Genomic DNA, 18361 nt, shown 5'->3' on the forward strand with positions numbered 1-18361 from the left:
GTCGTTCAATCCAATCATGTAAGCCCATCTTCTGCTCGAATTCGATTTTACTGGGTTACAAATTCGTGTGGTTGACGTGAAATGCCGAAAAGTCGTGCGTATTGGTTCTGTGGCCTCCGGCTTCCGACGGCCACTTGTCCGCGTCGAATCGGGGCAAGTGAAAACAAAAGTTCGTCGTGCTTTGGCGCGATAGACACCCCTCCAAGGGTTCTGCGCTGGGACGGAAATGCTAGCACACCTTCAAGCAGACGGCCTAATTTTTCGGCCTCTGGCGGGCGGTCGGCCTGGGTGAGGCTATAGATTAACCAGCCGAGGGCCCGCTCAATTAGGACCGGTTCTGCTTCCCTAAACGCGGTTGCTTTTAGCTGCCAGCCTGCTTCGACCGGGGTCAGGCTACACCGCTTCAATAGGTCCAGGGTGGCTCGTTCTTGGGCCGATCTCAGCGCATCAGCAATGGCCGCGAGACGGACAATGCGTTCTAGGTCTACCTTTTGCGCGGCCATGTCCTGCACCAGCTTACGCGTCCGAATGCGGGCGAAATCTAGATTTTGATTGCTTTCATCCTCGAGCCATTCTTGACCTTCTCCCATCAGCCATGCGCGCAAATCAGCTCGCTTTAGCCCCAAAAGGGGGCGTCCCAGCAGATTTGGGGCCTCAAGCTGGGCAAATGGATTGATCGCCACTTCTGCCATGCCGGCTAAACCGTCCAAGCCCGACTGCCGCGCCAAGCGCCAGCAAACCGTCTCAACCTGATCGTCCCAGGTGTGGCCAACGAGAATCAGTTTGGCCCCCAAGCGTCGGGAGACAGACGCTAATGCCTGATAGCGCGCTTGTCTGGCCCAAGCCTGCAGCCCACCGTGCGCGGGCCGCTCATCCAGCCGAACGACCTCTCCTGAAAGGCCAAGCGCTCGTGCCCAAGCAATGGCTTGGGCAGAATCGGCAGCCGAATTTGGGCGCAGTCCGTGATCAATCGAAGCCGCGTGGAGCGTCGCACCAGTAACCTTCGCCCAATGGCTTGCCATCCGGCACAAGGCCATACTGTCACCACCACCAGACAGGCCGATCAGCATGGGCGAGCCAAACTCTTTTTGCCATTGGTCAAGCTTTGCAAAGAATTGAGGCAGGGCCTGATCAATTGGGCCGGGCGCGGGATGTTCCGCACCATTGGCCACTAGGTGGTCGGGCATGGCGACCGCGCCACTTCGGCGTCTGCCCGTGCCTTTAACGTCGGATCTGGGTTGGGGGTGCGACGTTTAAATTCAACGAGCGCTGAGCATCGCATCTTTGCATTGCCCAACTGACCAAAGGCCCCAGCTAAGCGCACCAAGGATTCCGACGCACGCCTTCCTTGCGGAGCCGCATCCAAATAGCTCAAATAAGCCTCAGCGGCAGGGCCCCAAGCTGATTGGACAAAGCGGGCTTCACCCAGAAGCCAGCGGCCTTCAATCCCTTCAGGCGCGGTTGGAAAATTGGCAACGAGATTAGTGAGATTGCTCTCAGCGGTCAGATAGTCGCCGCGCTGCAAGGCAAGTTGGGCAGCCGTGAATAAGGTATCTGGCCCGGCTGGCGGGGCAGGGGCGGGGACTTCATCTCCGACTAAGGCTTGTGCGTCTGCCGGAGCCGCGGGGCTGCTTTCCACGGTAGTCATCTCCGCGACGCGCGAGCCGCTGACGATTACTGCCGATTGATTGGCGCGCTCCGCTTCCAGCTCTTGCACCAATCGATCTTGGCTTGCTTGCTGTTTGGCCAGCAGTGCTTCCAGCACTTCGATCCGCCCTGTCAGTTCTGCCGCTTGGCGCTCAACTTGTTCGAGGCGGATGATTAAACGAGCTGATATGGGTTCCGCTGAAATCGGGGGTACCGCAACCGGGGTTGGACCTCCCTTCTTGGGCGCTGTCACGGGCGGATTTGCGCCGCGCGCTTGTGCCCAAGCAGGTTCAGCGGTCAGCATCAAGCCGGCACCCAACGCCACAAGGCTCAACAACGACCCAAGCCGCAGGGCGCGTTTCGCCGCCCTGCTGGTTGGGGTGCCGATTTGGCTTGAGATCGTTGAGGCGACTTGAGGTGTAGCCATGATTAGTCCAGCAACATGGTTTGCGCGTTCCGGTTGACGGCCCAGCCTTCAGCACTTGGGCGCTCATCGATTGGACGTTCCTTCCCGTAGGAGACGGTTTCGATCCGATCGGTGTCGACACCAAGTCCTGCCAGGAAATCGCGTGCCGCACTTGCCCGGCGTGCACCCAAGGCCAAGTTATACTCGCGGGTCCCGCGCTCATCACAATTGCCAGCGATCAAAACGCGCTTACCGGGATTGGCTTTAATCCAGGCCGCCTGACGGGTCAGAATGGAGCGGGCTTCATCGGTCAGGTCAAACCGGTCGGTTGGGAAGAAAACACGCTCACCTGCTTCGGCCAAAGAGGCATAGGGTGAGAGGCTTTCCTGTTCTCTGGCAGTGTCAGCATTGGTCTCGTTGCCGCTAACAGTAAGGGCTGGCAATGGCGCAGATGCCACAGGTGCGCTGGTCGTGGGCGCCTCTTGGGCAATTGTTGGCGCAGCCTCGGAATTGGCGGCAGCAACAGGTGCAGTTGTATCGGCAATCGGCGGCGTTGCCGTCTTGGTGCTAGCGCAAGCCACCAAGGCAAGGCTTGAAACCAGCATCAGGGCGAGAGAACGGACTTTCAAACCAGAGGCTGGAGTGTGGCTTTGGGTAAATGTCATGGTAGGCTCCTCAATGAAGGGGTGTTTCTAGGGGTGGAGTTTTACGCGACAAGGTTGAAACGTTTAAGGCAGGGTTGCGGACCAACCTGGGTCTGAACCCGGGGCGGACCAAGGGGACTTGCGAAGATTGGTGCCCGAGACATCGACTGTCCACAAGCTTGGCGATTGACCGGGACCGCCTTCACGCTGAAACATAATGACGCGGCCATTGGGTGACCAAGTTGGGCCTTCAACCAGATAGGCCTCTGCTAGGATTTTCAAGTTTGATCCATCCGCTGCCATCACACCAATCTGAAATTGCCCACCCAATTGACGCGTGAAGGCAATTAAGTCGCCCTTGGGTGACCAAACAGCGGTAGAATAACGGCCTTCGCCAAATGTTAAGCGACGCAAACCCGATCCATCGGCATTCATGCCATATATTTGCGTGCTGCCGCCTCTGTCTGAGGTAAAAACAATCTGGCTACCGTCTGGCGACATATCCGGTGAGGTGTCGATAGCTGGATTGCGGGTTAGCTGGCTCAATTTGCCAGTCCGCAAGCTCTTAATGAACACATCCACATCGCCGTCGCGGTCCGCGCTGAAAATGATAGATTGGCCATCAGGGGTAAAGCGCGGGGCGAACGCCATATTGCCCGGAATAGCCACGGCTTCTTTCCGGCCACTCTCAATATCGACAACCCAAATTTTGATACCCCGGTCTGACAAAGCCGAGTAGACGATTTGTTGGCCCTGCGCATTAAAGCGCGGGTTGAGAACCTGTTCGGTGCCATCGGTTAGATAGCTAGGATTGGCCCCATCCTGATCCATCACGGCAAGCCGCTTGACCCGATTGGTCCGACCGCCACTTTCAGCGACAAACACAACACGGCTGTCGAAATAGCCGACTTCACCTGTCAAACGTCGGTAGATGGCATCGGAAACCTTGTGCGCAATCCGCCGCCAATTCTCGTCTGTCGTTGCGAACTCAAGGCCTAGCATTTGGCTTTCGCCATAGACGTCCCACAAGCGAAACTCGACCCGCAATCGCCCTGATGCCACCCCGCCGCGCCCAATAACCAAGGCCTCGGCTTTCGTGATGCGCCAGTCGGCAAAGCGGGGCGCGACGTTCACATCCATATCGCGTTGTAAGAAGGAGTCTGGGTTTTGAACTTGAAACAGACCAGAACGCGCAAGGTTATCGCGTACGGCACCAGCAATAGAACTCCCATGCGGGCCTGAGAAATCTGCAATCGCAATCGGCATGGGCCGCCGATGCCCCTCCGTTACACTCACATTCAATTGCGCCAGCGCTGGCGTCAGCCAGGCAAAAGCCATCAAAAGCGCGAGCAGCGACTGGCGGAGCGCGCGGGAGAGAGCCGGAAGTAGGAGGCTGAGTGCTGTCATTATCGGTTTCTTGACCCTAGAAGATGAAGATTTTGCGGCAAGGTAAGACAAATTTTTGTTACAGGCAGCTTTAGATTAAGGCCGATCAGCCTTTCGCGCGTCAAAGTCAAAATTCACTAAGCGCCATTGCGTATAGCGATCGGCAGGCAAGGAAAATGGTGCGCATTGCTGAACGGCGCGCCTCGCCGCGTCAATCGCCACCAAAAGCTTGTTATCCGCGCCGGCTTCGCTGGAAGGGCGGATTAGTTTCGGAACCTTCGCCAAATTTCCATCTGGCGTCAATTCGATTTGAAGCGTGACGATTAGGCGTGGTGAGTTCTCGGCTGGTCGCCGCCAACATTGGTATATCTGTGCCCGAAGCGCCGATTCCAGATCGCCAGCGAGTAGGGTTCCACCACCTGCCCGACCTTGCTTGGCGGACTGACCGGTTGCAGCCAGTTTGGGCGCTATCCGTCCACCTGAATTTGCGCCGCTTGCCGCTGCACTGGCGGCCGCAAAATCGAAAGTCGGTTCAGGCTTGGCTTGCACTTTTGACTTGGTGTTGGCTTTAGATGGAAGGCTTGGCGCAATTTGTGAGGGCAAAGCGGCCTTCTGCGGGCTTGCTTTTGCAGGTGCAGTGGGCGTTGGCGCAGCCTTCTGCACGCTCGTGGGGGCAGGCTTTGGCGGCGGGGCCTTTTGGACCGGCTGCGGGGTCGATGCAGCCGGAGGAGGCGGACTATCTGATGACTCTGGCACGGGGGAGGGCGCTGCATCCGCCACTGCGGAGTCTGCAATTGTGAGCTCGCTTGTCTCTTCACCCGTCCGCACCGTCTCCGCTTCGGTCTCGGGCCCAATCACGCTGGGTGTATCGGCGACTATCGCGACAGGGATCACGTCTTCCGGCGTAAACGGCGGTGGGTTCTGCCACAAGACAAGGCCCAGGGCGATAATCCCTGCATGCACAAAGGCCGAAACAGCCACGCCCGGCCCGAATGGGCTGGCGTCCTGCCACTTCAGACTGCCGATGTGGGGGTCACTGGCGCGCATGCGCTCGGGGCCTATCCTATTGCTCGACCGTATCGGTCACCAATCCCAGATTGCGATAGCCAGCAGAATTCACCCGCGCCATGACTTGCATCACAATCCCATACGGGGCTTTTTCCGCTGCGCGAATAAAGATTCTGCGATCATAGCCTTCACCAGCCAAAGCCGTCAGCCTTGGTAGCAATTGGTCATAGGCCACGACTTCATTCTGCAAATAGACTTGGCCATTGGCCAGGATCGTCACCGTCAGCGGCTCCTGCTCGCTCGGTAGGCTCTTGGCTTCCGTTTTCGGCAGATCAACCGGCACACCCACGGTTAGCAGGGGGGCAGCCACCATGAAGATGATCAACAGCACCAGCATCACGTCAACAAAGGGTGTGACGTTGATTTCGCCCATCAAGCGGCGGCTGCGTCTACCGCGTTTGCCGGCTCCGCGCCGAGATCCAATCCCGACCGCCATGTTAGGTCGGTTCCTGCAAGCGACGGGAGACCCGCGCGATCACATCATCGCTCAAAGCGTCTAAGCGGGTGGCAAAACGATCTAGGCTACCGGCCAGCCAATTGTAGAAAATCACGGCTGGGATAGCAGCTAAAAGGCCCAAGGCAGTTGCAAACAAGGCCTCAGCAATACCAGGCGCAACGACAGCTAAATTGGTGTCCCGCGATTGAGCAATGCCGCGGAAGGCATTCATAATGCCCCAAACTGTTCCAAACAGGCCGACGAACGGGGCAGACGAGCCAATGGTGGCCAGCACGCCAAGGCCACGCTCTGCGCGGGCCATTTCCCGTGCCGTTGCGGCCTGCATCACGCGCTCCATCCGTTCAATCGCCCGGCCAAGACCGGCCTCGGTTTGATTGGGAATTCGACGGGCGAGGCGGGCTTCGGCCATCCCTATGGCCACAACCCGAGCCATGGCGTCACCTGGCTTTGCGCTCTCTTCGATCGCATCCACGCCGCGCCCCTCAGCCAAAGCGGCTTCAATAATGCGTGCGCCTTCTTCCAGCTTGCGAATTTGCAGCCATTTGTCGATGGCAACCGCCCAAGACCAGACCGAGGCCAAGGCCAAACCAATCATCACCGCCTTGATAATCCAATCGGCTTTGAGGAACAAATCGAGGAAGGAAAAGCTTGTTACTGTTGCTACCGCGTCCATGCACGCCTCACTAATGGGTTCAATGGTCAGCTCTGTTCGCGCGAACAGAAGTTAGGAACGAAACTGTTAGAATCGACACCTAGTTAAGGAATACGGCCTCAGTGCGGCGATAAAGTTAATATCTGATGAGAAAGCCGCAAAAAGCGGTTGACTGGCACCAGAGGGCACCGCGGACACGTTCAACACCGGTTTGGCAGTTTGAAACCAGCCTTTGTCTTGACTTTATCTTCGCAAACCCGTATCCGCGCCCCTCTTCTGGCTGGTCCAATCCTGTCCCGGCCCACGATGGTGTGGGCAGTGGGTTCTGGGCGAGGCAGAATTCACGAATTCGCCGATGAACACTCTTATTTGAGGGTGACAAGGCTTTAGCAAGAGAGAAATCGCCATGTCGCGCCGTTGCGAATTGACTGGAACTGGACCAATGGTTGGCCACATCGTCAGCCACTCCAACATTAAGACCAAGCGTCGCTATCTGCCAAACTTGCAAGACGTCACCTTGGCGTCTGACGCCTTGGGCCGCGCCTTCAAGTTGCGCATCACGATGGCAGCTTTGCGCTCGGTCGATCACAACGGGGGCCTCGATGGCTTCATTGTGAAGATCGACGAGACCAAGATGTCGGATCGTGCGCGCAAGATCCGCCGCGACATCAAAGCAAAGCTGGCTGAAACCGCAGCTGCCTAAATTTGTGCAATGGGCAGTGGGTGACCCACGGCCCAAGCTGCACTGGCTCAAAAGCGCGACCTTTCGGGGTCGCGTTTTTCGTTTAAGCCAAACGGACTGTACCAAGCTTCTTGTACCGCTTGTGCGTCCATCCCTCGACCGACCGTCCCATGTCATGCTAACCGCCGCGGTCTCATGCGCCTGACCCAAGATCGCCTTTTCCGTGTTCTCGATCGCTTCGACGAGATTGATGCCCGTCTGTCTGTTTGCAGTGATGGCGGCGAGATCATGCGCCTGTCGAAAGAGCGGTCCAGCCTAGCCCCGGTTGCCGACGCAATCCGCGCCCTAGAAAAAGCGCGCGCGGAACGTGCTGAGCTGGAGCAAATGATCCTCGATCTGCCCAACAGCGATGAAATGGCGCAGATGGCGCAAGCTGAGCTTGAAGTCCTGCGGGAGTCTATTCCGACAATGGAGCAAGATCTGCAAATCCTCCTTTTGCCCAAGGATGCCGACGACGAAGCCGATGTGATTTTGGAAGTCCGCGCCGGAACGGGTGGCGATGAAGCAGCCCTGTTCGCCGGCGATCTTTTCCGCATGTATCAGCGCTATGCGGCCACGCGCGGTTGGCGGGTTGAAGTTGAAAGCATCTCCGACGGTGAAATGGGCGGCTATAAGGAAATCATCGCCTCGGTTTCCGGCGAAGGCGCCTTTGGGCGGATGAAGTTTGAAAGTGGCGTGCACCGCGTCCAGCGCGTACCAGCGACCGAAGCTGGCGGACGCATTCATACCTCGGCTGCCACGGTTGCTGTGCTGCCTGCGCGCGAGGATGTTGAAATTGAAGTCCATGAGAAGGATATAAGGATCGACACCTATCGCTCATCCGGGGCTGGTGGTCAGCACGTCAACAAAACCGATTCTGCTGTCCGTTTGACCCACATCCCCAGCGGCATTGTGGTGACCTCGTCGGAAAAGTCACAGCACCAAAACCGCGCCATCGCGATGCGCACGCTTAAAGCCCGCCTCTATGAGCAGCAGCGTTCCGCGCTCGCCGCTGAACGTTCAGCCAGCCGCCAATCCCAAGTGGGCTCAGGCGATCGGTCAGAGCGCATCCGCACCTATAACTTCCCGCAAGGCCGCGTCACCGATCATCGGATCAATCTGACGCTCTACAAGCTAGATACATTACTTGAAGGCAGTGGCTTGGATGAGATGATCCAAGCCTTGATCGCCGATGACACCGCCCGTCGCCTGGCCGAAGCCGAGGACTAATTGCCTGCGTATTTGATTGAGCAGCCATAAGCCGACGTCGCGCGAATGGCTGGGGCTTGTTTGTTTTTGACGGCCGTGATGGCTTCACGCACATAATTTCGGGGGACAGCCCCAGCGGGCAGGACGGCGCGGGGTTGATCGTCTATCGCCCCGGCATAAGCAATGCGGCCCGTTTCATCGATCACAAACATATGCGGCGTGGTCCGGGCGCCAAACGCCTTGCCGACGACACCGGTTGGGTCCAGCACTTTGGCGTTGGGTTTTGACCCTTTCTCCGCGGTGAAATATTCCGCGCCGCGGCTATCCTGATAGCCTTGCTTGCCGGGTGCAGAAGAGAAGATCGTCAGCCACACGACGCCGTCTTTGAGGGCTGATGTCTGCACCGCTTGCATCGAACCGCTGTTATAGTGCCGTGCGACATAGGGGCATTCATAATTCGTCCATTCAAGCACGACAATTTTGCCGCGATAGGCGCTTAGGTTAAACTTGCGCCCAGTCGTGTCTTGCATGGAGATGCTGGGGGCCATGGCACCCGGGACGGGGGGGACACCCTTGGTCTTTGGGTGAGAATTCGGCTCGGTCGGGGAATAGATGCCACCCGCCTGTGTCTCGATCCACGAGAAGGTGGCAAGGGCGACGGCGGCTGTCATCCAAACAATTCTCACCGGCACTTCTCCTAATTCAGGGCGGCTTTGATCATCTCTGCGCTCAGTAATTGCGGCAGGATTTGGGGTTCTGCCACGCCGGGCTTATAGACGAGATATAGGGGTACACCCACGCGTCCGTGGCTTGCCAGCGCTTGAGCGATCACATCATCGCGACTGGTCCAGTCGGCTACCAGATATACCGCCTTGTCGCCATTTAGAGCCTCGCGCACGGCAGGATCCGCAAAGACGGTGACTTCATTGACCTTACAAGTCACACACCAGTCTGCCGTGAAATTGACAAAGACGGTCTTGCCTTCCTGTTGCAGCGCTTCGACACGGGCAGGTGTCCAAGGCTCACCACCAAAGCTGGCGGAGGCGACGTTAGTGGCCTTTGCGGGCGCTTGGGTCACATAAGTGCCAGCGCCAACAAGGCCTGCGACTAAGATCATCAGCGCGATGGCGCGCCCCTTGTGCCCAGACCAAGTCCGCCAAATCCAAACGGCCATGCCAGCAGCCAAGACACCGCCCAAGGCGGCCAAGACGCCCGCTTGACCCACTTGGGCGCTGCTTACCCAGATTAGCCAGATGGCCGTGGCAAACATGGGAAAGGACAAGGCTTCGCGGAGGCGGCTCATCCAAGCTCCAGGCCGTGGCAAAGCCCGCATCAGGCCCGGCATTAAGGTCAGCGCGACAAAGGGTACTGCAAAGCCCAGCCCCAAGGCCGCGAACACACTCAAGGCCCCAATTGCAGGCTGAGTAGCCGCAAAACCTAAGGCAACACCCATGAAGGGCGCGGTACAGGGTGCAGCGACTACCACAGCCAAGACGCCTGTAAAGAACGAGCCTGCATGCCCACTCTTACTGGCAAGGCCTGTGCCAGCGCCTTGCAGCGAGGTGCCGATCTCATAGAAGCCCAACAAGTTGAACCCGATCAGAACCATCAACACCGCAAGGCCGACAATGATGGCGGGCGATTGCAGTTGAAAGCCCCAGCCAACGGCCATGCCAGCGGCTTTCAGGCCAATCAGTAGACCTGCTAGACCAAGGAAACTTGCGAGCACGCCAAACCCATACCACAGGCCGTGGGTGCGCGCTTCGGCCTTATCCCCGTGCGAGGCCTCCAAAAGGCCCAAGGCCTTCATGGATAGGATCGGAAAGACACAGGGCATCAGGTTCAAAATCAGACCGCCTAGAAACGCGAACAGAAGCGCTTGTAGCAAGCCAACATCAGTCGTCCCCCCTGCTGCCTTTGGGCCTGATGTGTCCATGATCGGCTCTGCTGCGATCAGCTCGGCCCCAAGGCTATAGGCTTTGGCATTTCTGCCCTCACCAAGCACCAAGACGCCTGAGAACGGTCCGACGAAGGGGTCTGGCAAAGATTTAGACTTCGTAAGGTTGAGGCCAAAGCCATCCTTGCCGCGCACAAATTCCTGCGGTGCCGCAAAGTCCACGAGCGCGCCGAGCTTGAGCTCATAGGGGAAGAAATAGGCCTTGCCGTCGGCTGGCACGCCAGTGACCACCAATTGCAAGCCACCAGCGCCCAAATTTGTCAGGTGCGCCTTGCCGGGCAAGGGTTTGGGCAGGGACGCCAGTGCCGCTTGGATAGCTGCTGCGTCGCCATTGTCGCGCTTGGCGGCTTCAACGGGCAGATTGATCGCCACACTGCCTTCGCCCGGAATACAGACATCGGCGCATTCCAACCAAGTTGCGTCGACTTTGAGCGAGAGCGTGGTGCCGGGCTTAGCCGACGCCGGAACTTGAACCTCTACCGGTAAAACCACTGATTTTGAAAAGCCGTAATTGACCAGAGGGCCAAAGGGGATGGCGGTGGGGACTGGCCATTTGATTTCGCCCGCCTTAACGCCCTCGGGTAATGTCCAGGTTAGGTAGGTAGGTTCGCCGGAATCGCCCGGATTGCGCCAATAAGTATGCCAATCTGGGGCGATTTTTTGCCGGATCGCGACATGAAAGACGTCACCGGGTTGAACCGCTGCCCGCTCGCTGATCAAAGTGATCTCAACATTTTGCGAGCTGGCGCTGATGCTAATTGGCGTAGAAATCCCGGCCGGGACTTGCGCCTGCGCGAAGCCAACCGACGAGAGCAACAGCCAGAGAGCTAAGAGCGCGCGTTTCATACATAAAGTCCTTTTCGACCGTTACTTAGCGTCCTTCGAGGTGTTGGCCAATGGTGTGGGTCTGGGTCGCGCAGAAAAACGCTGTCGAGATTGAAACTAGGGCTGGAAAAAGCGGGCGAAACAAACCACCGTTAGCGCTTCGGTCCTGAAACATCACTGGGAACGAAAACGGAAAGGACTTCTGCGTGAGCATTTTGCCGAGACAACCGGGTTGGTGGTTTGAAGACATCATCGTCGGGCGAACCTATGATTTCGGTGCAGCTTTGGTGAGCGCGGAAGATATCACCCTGTTTCACGAGCGTTTTGCTCCCAATCTACCCCTGAAAGCCAGCGAGCAAGGGCGCGAAGGGGCGGGGCCCCGCGCCGCTGAAAGCCATGTCTATGCCCTCTGGCGGCGCATGTTGTGGGAAGAAACCCGTGAATGGCCCGTGTTGCAACGCTTGGGGCAAGATGCGCTGCGCTATTATAAAGCCGCTTATGCCGGGGAAGAATTATCTGTCCGCCTGACATTTTTGGCGACCGAAGACCGCAATGATCGCGAAGGCGTCCTGACGGCCAGCCATGAAGTGCAAGATCAAGATGGCTTGCTGGTCATGAGCGTCATGACCCGCACCTTGATGGCTAGGCGACCAGCGAAAGCGGGCTGATCACTCCGTCCCGGTCACCTTGTCCCAAAAGCCCTTGGCTTTATCAAAGAAGCCTGTGTGCTCTGGGTGGCTCGTCTCGCCACATTCGCCGGCAAACTCGCGCAACAGCTCCTTTTGACGGGCTGACAGGCTGCGCGGGGTTTCGACGAACAGTTCCACATGCATATCGCCGCGAAGCGCCGATTTCAGCGTGGTCATGCCGTGGTGGCGCAGGCGGATGCGACGGCCGGTTTGGCTGCCTTCAGGAATTTCCAGCTCTGCTTTGCCGCCGTCAATCGTCGGCACTTCGATTTTCCCGCCTAAGGCCGCCGTCGTCATGGTGACGGGGATGCGGCAATAGAGTGTCGGACCGTCGCGTTCAAACAGCTCATGCTTATTGACCGACAAAAAGACATAGAGGTCGCCACGTGGGCCGCCGCGCGCGCCCAACTCACCTTCACCCGTCAAACGAACCCGTGTGCCATCTTCGACGCCAGCCGGGATGGCAACCGACAGCGTGCGATCCACTTGCTTGGTACCGTGGCCGTGGCAGGACTTACAGGGCTTTTTGATGATGGTGCCGCGCCCATGACAGGTGGGGCAGGTCCGTTGCATCATGAAGAAGCCCTGTTGGGCGCGCACTTGGCCCGTGCCGCTGCAAGTGGGGCAAACTTCAGGGCGGGTGCCAGGCTCTGCGCCAGAGCCGTCGCAGACTTCGCATACCTGATTGGTGGGGATGTTAAGCTCAGCATCCTTGCCCCGGAAGGCCTCTTCTAGGGTGATTTCAAAATCATAGCGCAGGTCTGCGCCCCGGGCTGGGCCTGCACGCTGTTGTGTGCGCCGACCGCCAAACACTTCGCCGAAAATGTCGCCAAAGACGGATTCGAAGATATCGCCTGCATCGCCCTGGAAGCCGCCGCCACCGCCGCCACCCATACCGCCATTGAGGCCTGCCTTGCCATAGCGATCATAGACCGCGCGCTTTTGTGGGTCAGACAGTGCCGCATAGGCTTCATTGATGTCTTTGAATTTTGCCTCTGCCTCGGCATTGCCGGGGTTCTTATCGGGGTGCCATTGCATGGCCTTCTTGCGGTAGGCGCTTTTCAGCACGGCCTCATCCGCATCACGGGCCACGCCCAGAAGATCATAATAATCGTCGCTCATGGGATCCCCGAATTAGAGCAGGATTGTTAGCTAGAAGTCGCTTTGTGTGTGCTCTGCGTGTTGACCACGGTCATCAGCGAACACTTGGGGCTTGGTTGAGGCGCAAGAGAGGCAGCGCATCCGTCAGCCAAGGCCCAAAGCGAACCCCTTTGCAAACTGGTCGCTAGACCCATTCGCAAAGGGGTTGTTTCGATTACTTCTTGTCGTCGGTGACGTCTTCGAAGTCTGCGTCGACAACACCGTCATCGCCGGCATCTTTTTTGGCATCGGCTTCCGCTGCACCAGCTTGTTGCTCAGCATACATGGCTTCACCAATCTTCATGGCGGCCTGCATCAGAGCTTGGGTCTTGGCTTGTATGTCTTCGACATCTTCACCCAAAGCAGCTTCCTTAGTCGCGGCAACTGCGGCTTCGATGGCTTCGCGATCAGCGACTTCCAGCTTGGTGCCAAACTCGCTCAATTGCTTTTCAACCATATGGACCGAGCTTTCAGCGCCATTCTTGGCTTCCACCAAGTCGCGCTTCTTCTTGTCGGCGTCGGCATTGGCCTCTGCGTCTTTGATCATTTGATCAATATCGGCGTCGGACAGACCGCCATTGGCCTGAATGCGGATCGATTGCTCTTTGTTGGTTGCCTTGTCCTTTGCCGAGACCGACACGATGCCGTTGGCGTCAATGTCGAAGGTCACTTCAATTTGCGGCACGCCGCTTGGCGCAGGTGGGATACCAACGAGATCGAATTGGCCGAGCGACTTGTTGTCGGCTGCCATGTCGCGCTCACCTTGGAACACGCGAATGGTCACCGCCGACTGGTTGTCATCAGCGGTCGAGAACACTTGGCTTTTCTTGGTTGGGATGGTGGTGTTGCGCTCGATCAAGCGGGTAAAGATACCGCCCTTGGTTTCGATGCCCAAAGACAAGGGCGTCACGTCCAGCAACAACACGTCTTTTACGTCGCCTTGCAGAACGCCTGCTTGGATCGCCGCACCCAAGGCGACCACTTCATCTGGGTTCACACCCTTGTGTGGCTCTTTGCCGAAGAATTGCTTCACCGCTTCTTGCACCTTGGGCATGCGGGTCATGCCGCCTACAAGCACGACTTCGTCAATGTCTGCCGCTGTCAGGCCAGCGTCTTTCAACGCGGCTTTGCAAGGATCAATCGTGCGCGAGACCAGATCATCGACCAAAGCTTCGAGCTTCGAGCGGGTCAGCTTCAGGTTCAAGTGCAGGGGACCGGTTGCGTCCATGGTGATGAACGGCAGGTTCACTTCGTATTGAGCGGTAGTCGACAGCTCTTTCTTCGCTTTTTCGGCTTCTTCCTTCAGACGTTGCAGCGCCAATTTATCATTGCGCAGGTCGACGCCTTTTTCCTTTTTGAACTCATCAGCCAGATAGTCGACGATGCGCATGTCGAAATCTTCCCCGCCGAGGAAGGTGTCGCCGTTGGTGGAGCGCACTTCAAACACGCCGTCGCCGATTTCAAGGACGGATACGTCGAACGTACCACCGCCCAAGTCATAAACAGCAATGGTGCGATTGCCGCCCTTGTCCATGCCGTAAGCCAAAGCCGCAGCGGTTGGCTCGTTGATGATGCGCAACACTTCAAGGCCGGCAATCTTGCCTGCATCCTTGGTGGCTTGGCGCTGGGCGTCGTTGAAATAAGCAGGCACAGTGATGACGGCTTGGGTCACGGTCTCGCCCAAATAGGCTTCTGCCGTTTCCTTCATCTTGGTCAGGATCATGGCCGAGATTTCAGAAGGGCTGTAATCCTTGTCGCGGCCCGTCACATAGGCGTCGCCGCTGGGACCCTTGGTGATTTTGTAAGGAACCAGATTGATGTCCTTCTTGACCATCGGGTCGTCAAACGTGCGGCCGACAAGGCGCTTGATGGCGAAGAAGGTTTGTTCTGGATTGGTGACGGCTTGACGGCGAGCTGGTTGGCCGATCAGGCGCTCCCCATCTGCAGCAAAGGCGACGACCGACGGCGTGGTGCGCGCACCTTCAGAGTTTTCAATCACTTTGGCTGTTTTGCCGTCCATGATGGCTACGCAGGAATTGGTGGTCCCGAGGTCGATACCGATGACTTTGCTCATGTTCTTCAAGTCCCTTAAAAGCGGACACCGATCTTTTTGTCCCCCACGCGGAAGCCCAAAAGAACGGCTGTGTTGTTTTGCCAGTAAACTGCCCGTGAAGGGCGCTGAGGCTCATATGGTGTCACTCTGTTGGACCGCAAGGTTAGAAGGTGAAATGCGTGCGCAACCAATTGCATTCGGGTTTTGACTTCTATCCCGCCTATCTGGATCGGGCCGCGCAAGAAGCCCTGCTGGCGGCCCTTGCGCCCTTGATTGAGCGCGCGCCCTTCTTCCGCCCGACCATGCCGAAAACCGGTAAACCCTTCGGTGTGGAGATGACCAATCTGGGTCCACTCGGTTGGGTGTCTGATCGAGATGGTGGCTATCGCTATCAGGCCACGCATCCCGTTACCGGCCAAGCTTGGCCAGCCATTCCGCACGTGCTGCTCGATCTTTGGCGGGCGGTAGCCAATTACCCGATCCTGCCGCAGGCGTGCCTCGTCAATCTCTATCGCGATGGCGCTAAGATGGGCCTGCATGTCGATGGCGATGAGCGGGATCGCGCCGCCCCTGTCGTCTCGATATCGTTAGGCGATAGCGCGGTGTTTCGCCTCGGCGGGGCGGAACGCGGTGGGCCGACCTCGTCCTTAAAGCTGACCTCTGGCGATGTGGTTATTTTGGGCGGTGCGTCTCGACACTTCTATCACGGCATTGACCGCGTCCTGTCGGGCTCCTCCACCTTGATACCGGGTGGTGGGCGGATCAATTTGACCATGCGGGTGGTTGGGTAGGGGCCTACCCCTCAATCCCCACCGCGCTCAGCTGCCAAATACTCTCGTGAGCGCATTTCATAGAGGCGTGAGGCGGTGCGTTCAAACTCAAAGGCTTGGTCGCCGATGCCATAGAGGCGGTCGGGTTCTGCCTCGGCACTCATGATCAGCTTGGTTTTATTCTCATAGAGCGCATCGATCAGCGTGCGGAAGCGGGCCGCCTCATTGCGCTTCTCGGGGCCCATGATGGGGACGCCATCGAGCATCAGGGTCTCAAACCGTTTGGCGAGCGCCAGATAATCGCTGGCCCCAAGGGCTGCGACACACAAATCCTCAAAGCTCATGCGGGCGCAACCCGCTGCGGCGCGTGCAATCTTTACCTCGCGGCCTGAAACCACCAGCGAGGTGGGGCGGGGTTGGGCACCTTGGGTGAGGGCAGCCCACGCTTGATCCATGGCGGCAAAAGCGCGGCCATCGAGCGGGCTATGATAGACGGGCTGGCTTTCAAGTCGCGCGAGGCGATAGTCGCGCTGGCCGTCAAGCGCGTGTAGCTCCAACTTTTCTTCCAGCATGGCGATGAAAGGCAAGAAAAGTTGGCGGTTGATGCCATTCTTATAAAGCTCGCTCGGATGGCGGTTCGAGGTGGCAACCACGACGACTTGGCGCATCCATAATTGCTCAAACAAGCGGCCTAGGATCATGGCGTCAGCAATGTCGGTCACTTGAAATTCGTCAAAGCACAAGAGCCACGCTTCAGAGGCAATGGCTTTGGCAACCGGCGGGATCGGGTCATCTCCCGCGCCTTTGACAAAGTGGGCCTGTTGCTTGCGCTCCTGCGTGCTCATCGCCCGCCAAGCATTCACGCCAGCATGCACTTCAGCCATGAACTCATGAAAATGTACCCGACGTTTCCTTTCAACGGGGGCCACTTCAAAGAAGAGGTCCATCAGCATGCTTTTGCCGCGCCCCACCCCGCCATAAAGGTAAATGCCTTCTGGCGCAGGCTCTGGCCTGCCAAACAGGAACCGCGCTTTACCGGGCCGCCAGTCGTTCAAGCGGTTGGACAAGACGCCCAAAAGCTCAATCGCTTGGGCTTGGGCCGGATCAAATTGTAAGATCCCGGCCTGCGCCTTGTCACGGTAAAGGGCGGCAATGGCCGACATGGGCTGGCTTATTTCATCGTCGGGATAACGAATTCAGCCGCGCCCGCGCCTTCGGGCCAGCGCGCTGTGACAGTTTTCACCTTGGTGAAGAAGCGCACGCCTTCGCTGCCATGCTGATTGGCGTCGCCAAAGGCAGAGCGCTTCCAGCCGCCAAAGCTGTGATAGGCCAAGGGCACGGGGATGGGCACATTGATGCCCACCATGCCGACTTCAACGCGGCTGGCAAACTCACGTGCCGCGCGGCCGTTACGGGTGTAGATGGCGGTGCCATTGCCATATTGGTGGGCGTTGGGCAGCGCAATGGCGCTTTCAAAATCTTCGGCGCGCGCAATCTGCAGCACGGGTCCGAAAATTTCGGTCTTATAGCTGTCCATATGCGGCTTGACCTGATCGATCAGTGATCCGCCAAGGTAAAAGCCACTCTCATAACCTTGGAACGAGACTTTTCGCCCGTCGACGACGAGTTTGGCACCTTCTTCGACGGACTTGTCGATCCAGCGGATGACATTTTGGCGATGCTCGTGGCTGATCAGTGGGCCGTAATCGACATCGGGGTCGAGGCTTGGGCCAACTTTCAAGGCTTCCACGCGGGGTTTCAGGCGCTCGATCAAAGCGTCAGCTACTTTGTCGGTGACAGGTACCGCGACCGAAATCGCCATGCAGCGCTCACCGGCACTGCCATAACCTGCACCAATCAAATCATTGGTCACTTGGTCGAGGTCAGCGTCCGGCATGATGATGGCATGGTTCTTGGCCCCACCCATGGCCTGAACGCGCTTCCCATAGGTCGCGCCCTTCGCATAAATATATTCAGCCACCGCAGACGAGCCGACAAAGCTGACCGCCTTGATATCGGGGTGCTCTAGGATGGCATCGACGACCGCCTTGTCGCCATTGACGACTTGGAAAATCCCGTCTGGCAGGCCGGCTTCCTGCAGAAGCTCGCCCAAGCGCATGGGCACGGAAGGGTCTTTTTCGCTCGGCTTACAAATGAAGGCATTGCCGCAGGCAATGGCTACGCCAAACATCCACATTGGGATCATGGCGGGGAAGTTAAATGGGGTAATGCCCGCCACCACGCCTAAGGCCTGGCGCATCGAATACATATCAATGCCGGGCCCAGCACCTTCGGTAAATTCGCCCTTCAACAGATGCGGAATTCCGCAGGCAAATTCGATCACTTCAAGGCCACGCTGAATATCGCCTTTTGCGTCTGGGACCGTTTTGCCGTGCTCGGATGATAACAGGCGCGCCAAATCTTCCATGTCGCGTTCTAAGAGGGCCTTGAAGGCAAACATCACCCGTGCGCGCTTTTGCGGGTTGGTCGCCGCCCAAGCAGGCTGGGCCATTTTAGCACCTGATACAGCCTCAGCTAAAAACTCTGCGGATGCCAGTTCGACCAAGGCTTGCACTTTGCCCGTCGACGGGTCGTAAACATTGTGAAAACGGCCCGTATTTGCCGCTTTGGATTGCCCGTCGATGAAATGATGAATTTCGCGCATGGTCCTGCCCCTTATCGTTCGATAGCCTTAGCCTGTGCTGCGCAAGAGATAAACTATGGCGGTTAAGCGTAA

17 protein-coding genes are annotated in these 18361 nt (G+C 57.8%); 4 read left to right on the top strand and 13 right to left on the bottom strand.

The window, feature by feature from the left end:
- Nucleotides 1–47: 47 nt before the first annotated feature.
- The 7 genes from tilS to ACIQ20_RS02280 all read right to left on the bottom strand — a co-directional run bounded on the left by tilS (nt 48) and on the right by ACIQ20_RS02280 (nt 6281).
- Nucleotides 48–1187, bottom strand: a complete 1140-nt coding sequence (gene tilS, locus ACIQ20_RS02250; RefSeq protein WP_395777012.1) for a tRNA lysidine(34) synthetase TilS — start codon at nt 1185–1187, stop codon at nt 48–50.
- Nucleotides 1172–2074, bottom strand: coding sequence for a tol-pal system YbgF family protein (locus ACIQ20_RS02255; RefSeq protein ID WP_395777014.1), 903 nt, complete (start codon nt 2072–2074; stop codon nt 1172–1174). The genes tilS and ACIQ20_RS02255 overlap by 16 nt, the downstream gene beginning before the upstream one ends.
- Nucleotides 2075–2076: 2 nt before the next feature.
- A complete protein-coding gene (locus ACIQ20_RS02260; protein ID WP_395777016.1) occupies nt 2077–2718 on the bottom strand; it encodes an OmpA family protein in 642 nt (213 codons plus the stop codon).
- A gap of 63 nt (nt 2719–2781) precedes the next feature.
- Nucleotides 2782–4104 (bottom strand): Tol-Pal system beta propeller repeat protein TolB, encoded by a 1323-nt coding sequence (gene tolB, locus ACIQ20_RS02265; RefSeq protein ID WP_395777018.1) that lies wholly within the window; start codon nt 4102–4104, stop codon nt 2782–2784.
- 75 nt (nt 4105–4179) lie between these two features.
- Nucleotides 4180–5130, bottom strand: a complete 951-nt coding sequence (locus ACIQ20_RS02270; RefSeq protein ID WP_395777020.1) for a TonB C-terminal domain-containing protein — start codon at nt 5128–5130, stop codon at nt 4180–4182.
- A 16-nt stretch (nt 5131–5146) separates the two neighbouring features.
- A complete protein-coding gene (locus ACIQ20_RS02275) occupies nt 5147–5587 on the bottom strand; it encodes an ExbD/TolR family protein (protein ID WP_395777022.1) in 441 nt (146 codons plus the stop codon).
- Between the two features lies 1 nt (nt 5588).
- On the bottom strand, nt 5589–6281 hold the full coding sequence (locus ACIQ20_RS02280) for a MotA/TolQ/ExbB proton channel family protein (protein ID WP_395777024.1): 693 nt from the start codon (nt 6279–6281) through the stop codon (nt 5589–5591).
- Between the two features lie 385 nt (nt 6282–6666).
- Between ACIQ20_RS02280 and rpmB the strand changes: the two genes are divergently transcribed.
- Nucleotides 6667–6963 carry a 50S ribosomal protein L28 gene (gene rpmB / locus ACIQ20_RS02285; protein WP_290807580.1) on the top strand — a complete coding sequence of 99 codons (297 nt, stop codon included), beginning with the start codon at nt 6667–6669 and terminating at the stop codon, nt 6961–6963.
- A 174-nt stretch (nt 6964–7137) separates the two neighbouring features.
- Nucleotides 7138–8211, top strand: a complete 1074-nt coding sequence (gene prfA / locus ACIQ20_RS02290) for a peptide chain release factor 1 (RefSeq protein WP_395777025.1) — start codon at nt 7138–7140, stop codon at nt 8209–8211.
- Here the strand turns inward: prfA and ACIQ20_RS02295 are convergent.
- Complete coding sequence (locus ACIQ20_RS02295; protein WP_395777026.1) at nt 8208–8861, bottom strand: redoxin family protein; 654 nt, start codon at nt 8859–8861, stop codon at nt 8208–8210. The genes prfA and ACIQ20_RS02295 overlap by 4 nt on opposite strands.
- 26 nt (nt 8862–8887) lie before the next feature.
- Nucleotides 8888–10993, bottom strand: a complete 2106-nt coding sequence (locus tag ACIQ20_RS02300) for a protein-disulfide reductase DsbD family protein (protein WP_395777027.1) — start codon at nt 10991–10993, stop codon at nt 8888–8890.
- Between the two features lie 185 nt (nt 10994–11178).
- On the opposite strand from ACIQ20_RS02300, the gene ACIQ20_RS02305 reads away from it, so the two are divergent.
- Nucleotides 11179–11640: a MaoC family dehydratase gene (locus ACIQ20_RS02305; RefSeq protein ID WP_395777029.1), complete on the top strand. Its 462-nt coding sequence runs from the start codon at nt 11179–11181 to the stop codon at nt 11638–11640.
- On the opposite strand, the gene dnaJ is transcribed toward ACIQ20_RS02305, so the two are convergent.
- A complete protein-coding gene (dnaJ, locus tag ACIQ20_RS02310) occupies nt 11641–12783 on the bottom strand; it encodes a molecular chaperone DnaJ (RefSeq protein WP_395777031.1) in 1143 nt (380 codons plus the stop codon).
- A 193-nt stretch (nt 12784–12976) separates the two neighbouring features.
- Entirely contained in the window at nt 12977–14875 is a 1899-nt protein-coding gene (gene dnaK, locus ACIQ20_RS02315) for a molecular chaperone DnaK (protein ID WP_346382106.1), read from the bottom strand.
- Between the two features lie 158 nt (nt 14876–15033).
- Between dnaK and ACIQ20_RS02320 the strand changes: the two genes are divergently transcribed.
- Nucleotides 15034–15645: an alpha-ketoglutarate-dependent dioxygenase AlkB family protein gene (locus ACIQ20_RS02320; protein ID WP_395777033.1), complete on the top strand. Its 612-nt coding sequence runs from the start codon at nt 15034–15036 to the stop codon at nt 15643–15645.
- Between the two features lie 11 nt (nt 15646–15656).
- Here ACIQ20_RS02320 and zapE read toward each other — a convergent pair whose 3' ends face one another.
- Together zapE and ACIQ20_RS02330 are read right to left on the bottom strand one after the other, a co-directional pair.
- Nucleotides 15657–16787, bottom strand: coding sequence for a cell division protein ZapE (gene zapE, locus ACIQ20_RS02325; RefSeq protein ID WP_395777035.1), 1131 nt, complete (start codon nt 16785–16787; stop codon nt 15657–15659).
- A gap of 8 nt (nt 16788–16795) precedes the next feature.
- On the bottom strand, nt 16796–18289 hold the full coding sequence (locus tag ACIQ20_RS02330) for a CoA-acylating methylmalonate-semialdehyde dehydrogenase (RefSeq protein ID WP_395777037.1): 1494 nt from the start codon (nt 18287–18289) through the stop codon (nt 16796–16798).
- Between the last annotated feature and the right edge of the window lie 72 nt (nt 18290–18361).

Source organism: Aquidulcibacter sp. (genome assembly GCF_044346625.1).
Classification (GTDB): Bacteria; Pseudomonadota; Alphaproteobacteria; order Caulobacterales; family Aquidulcibacteraceae; genus Aquidulcibacter.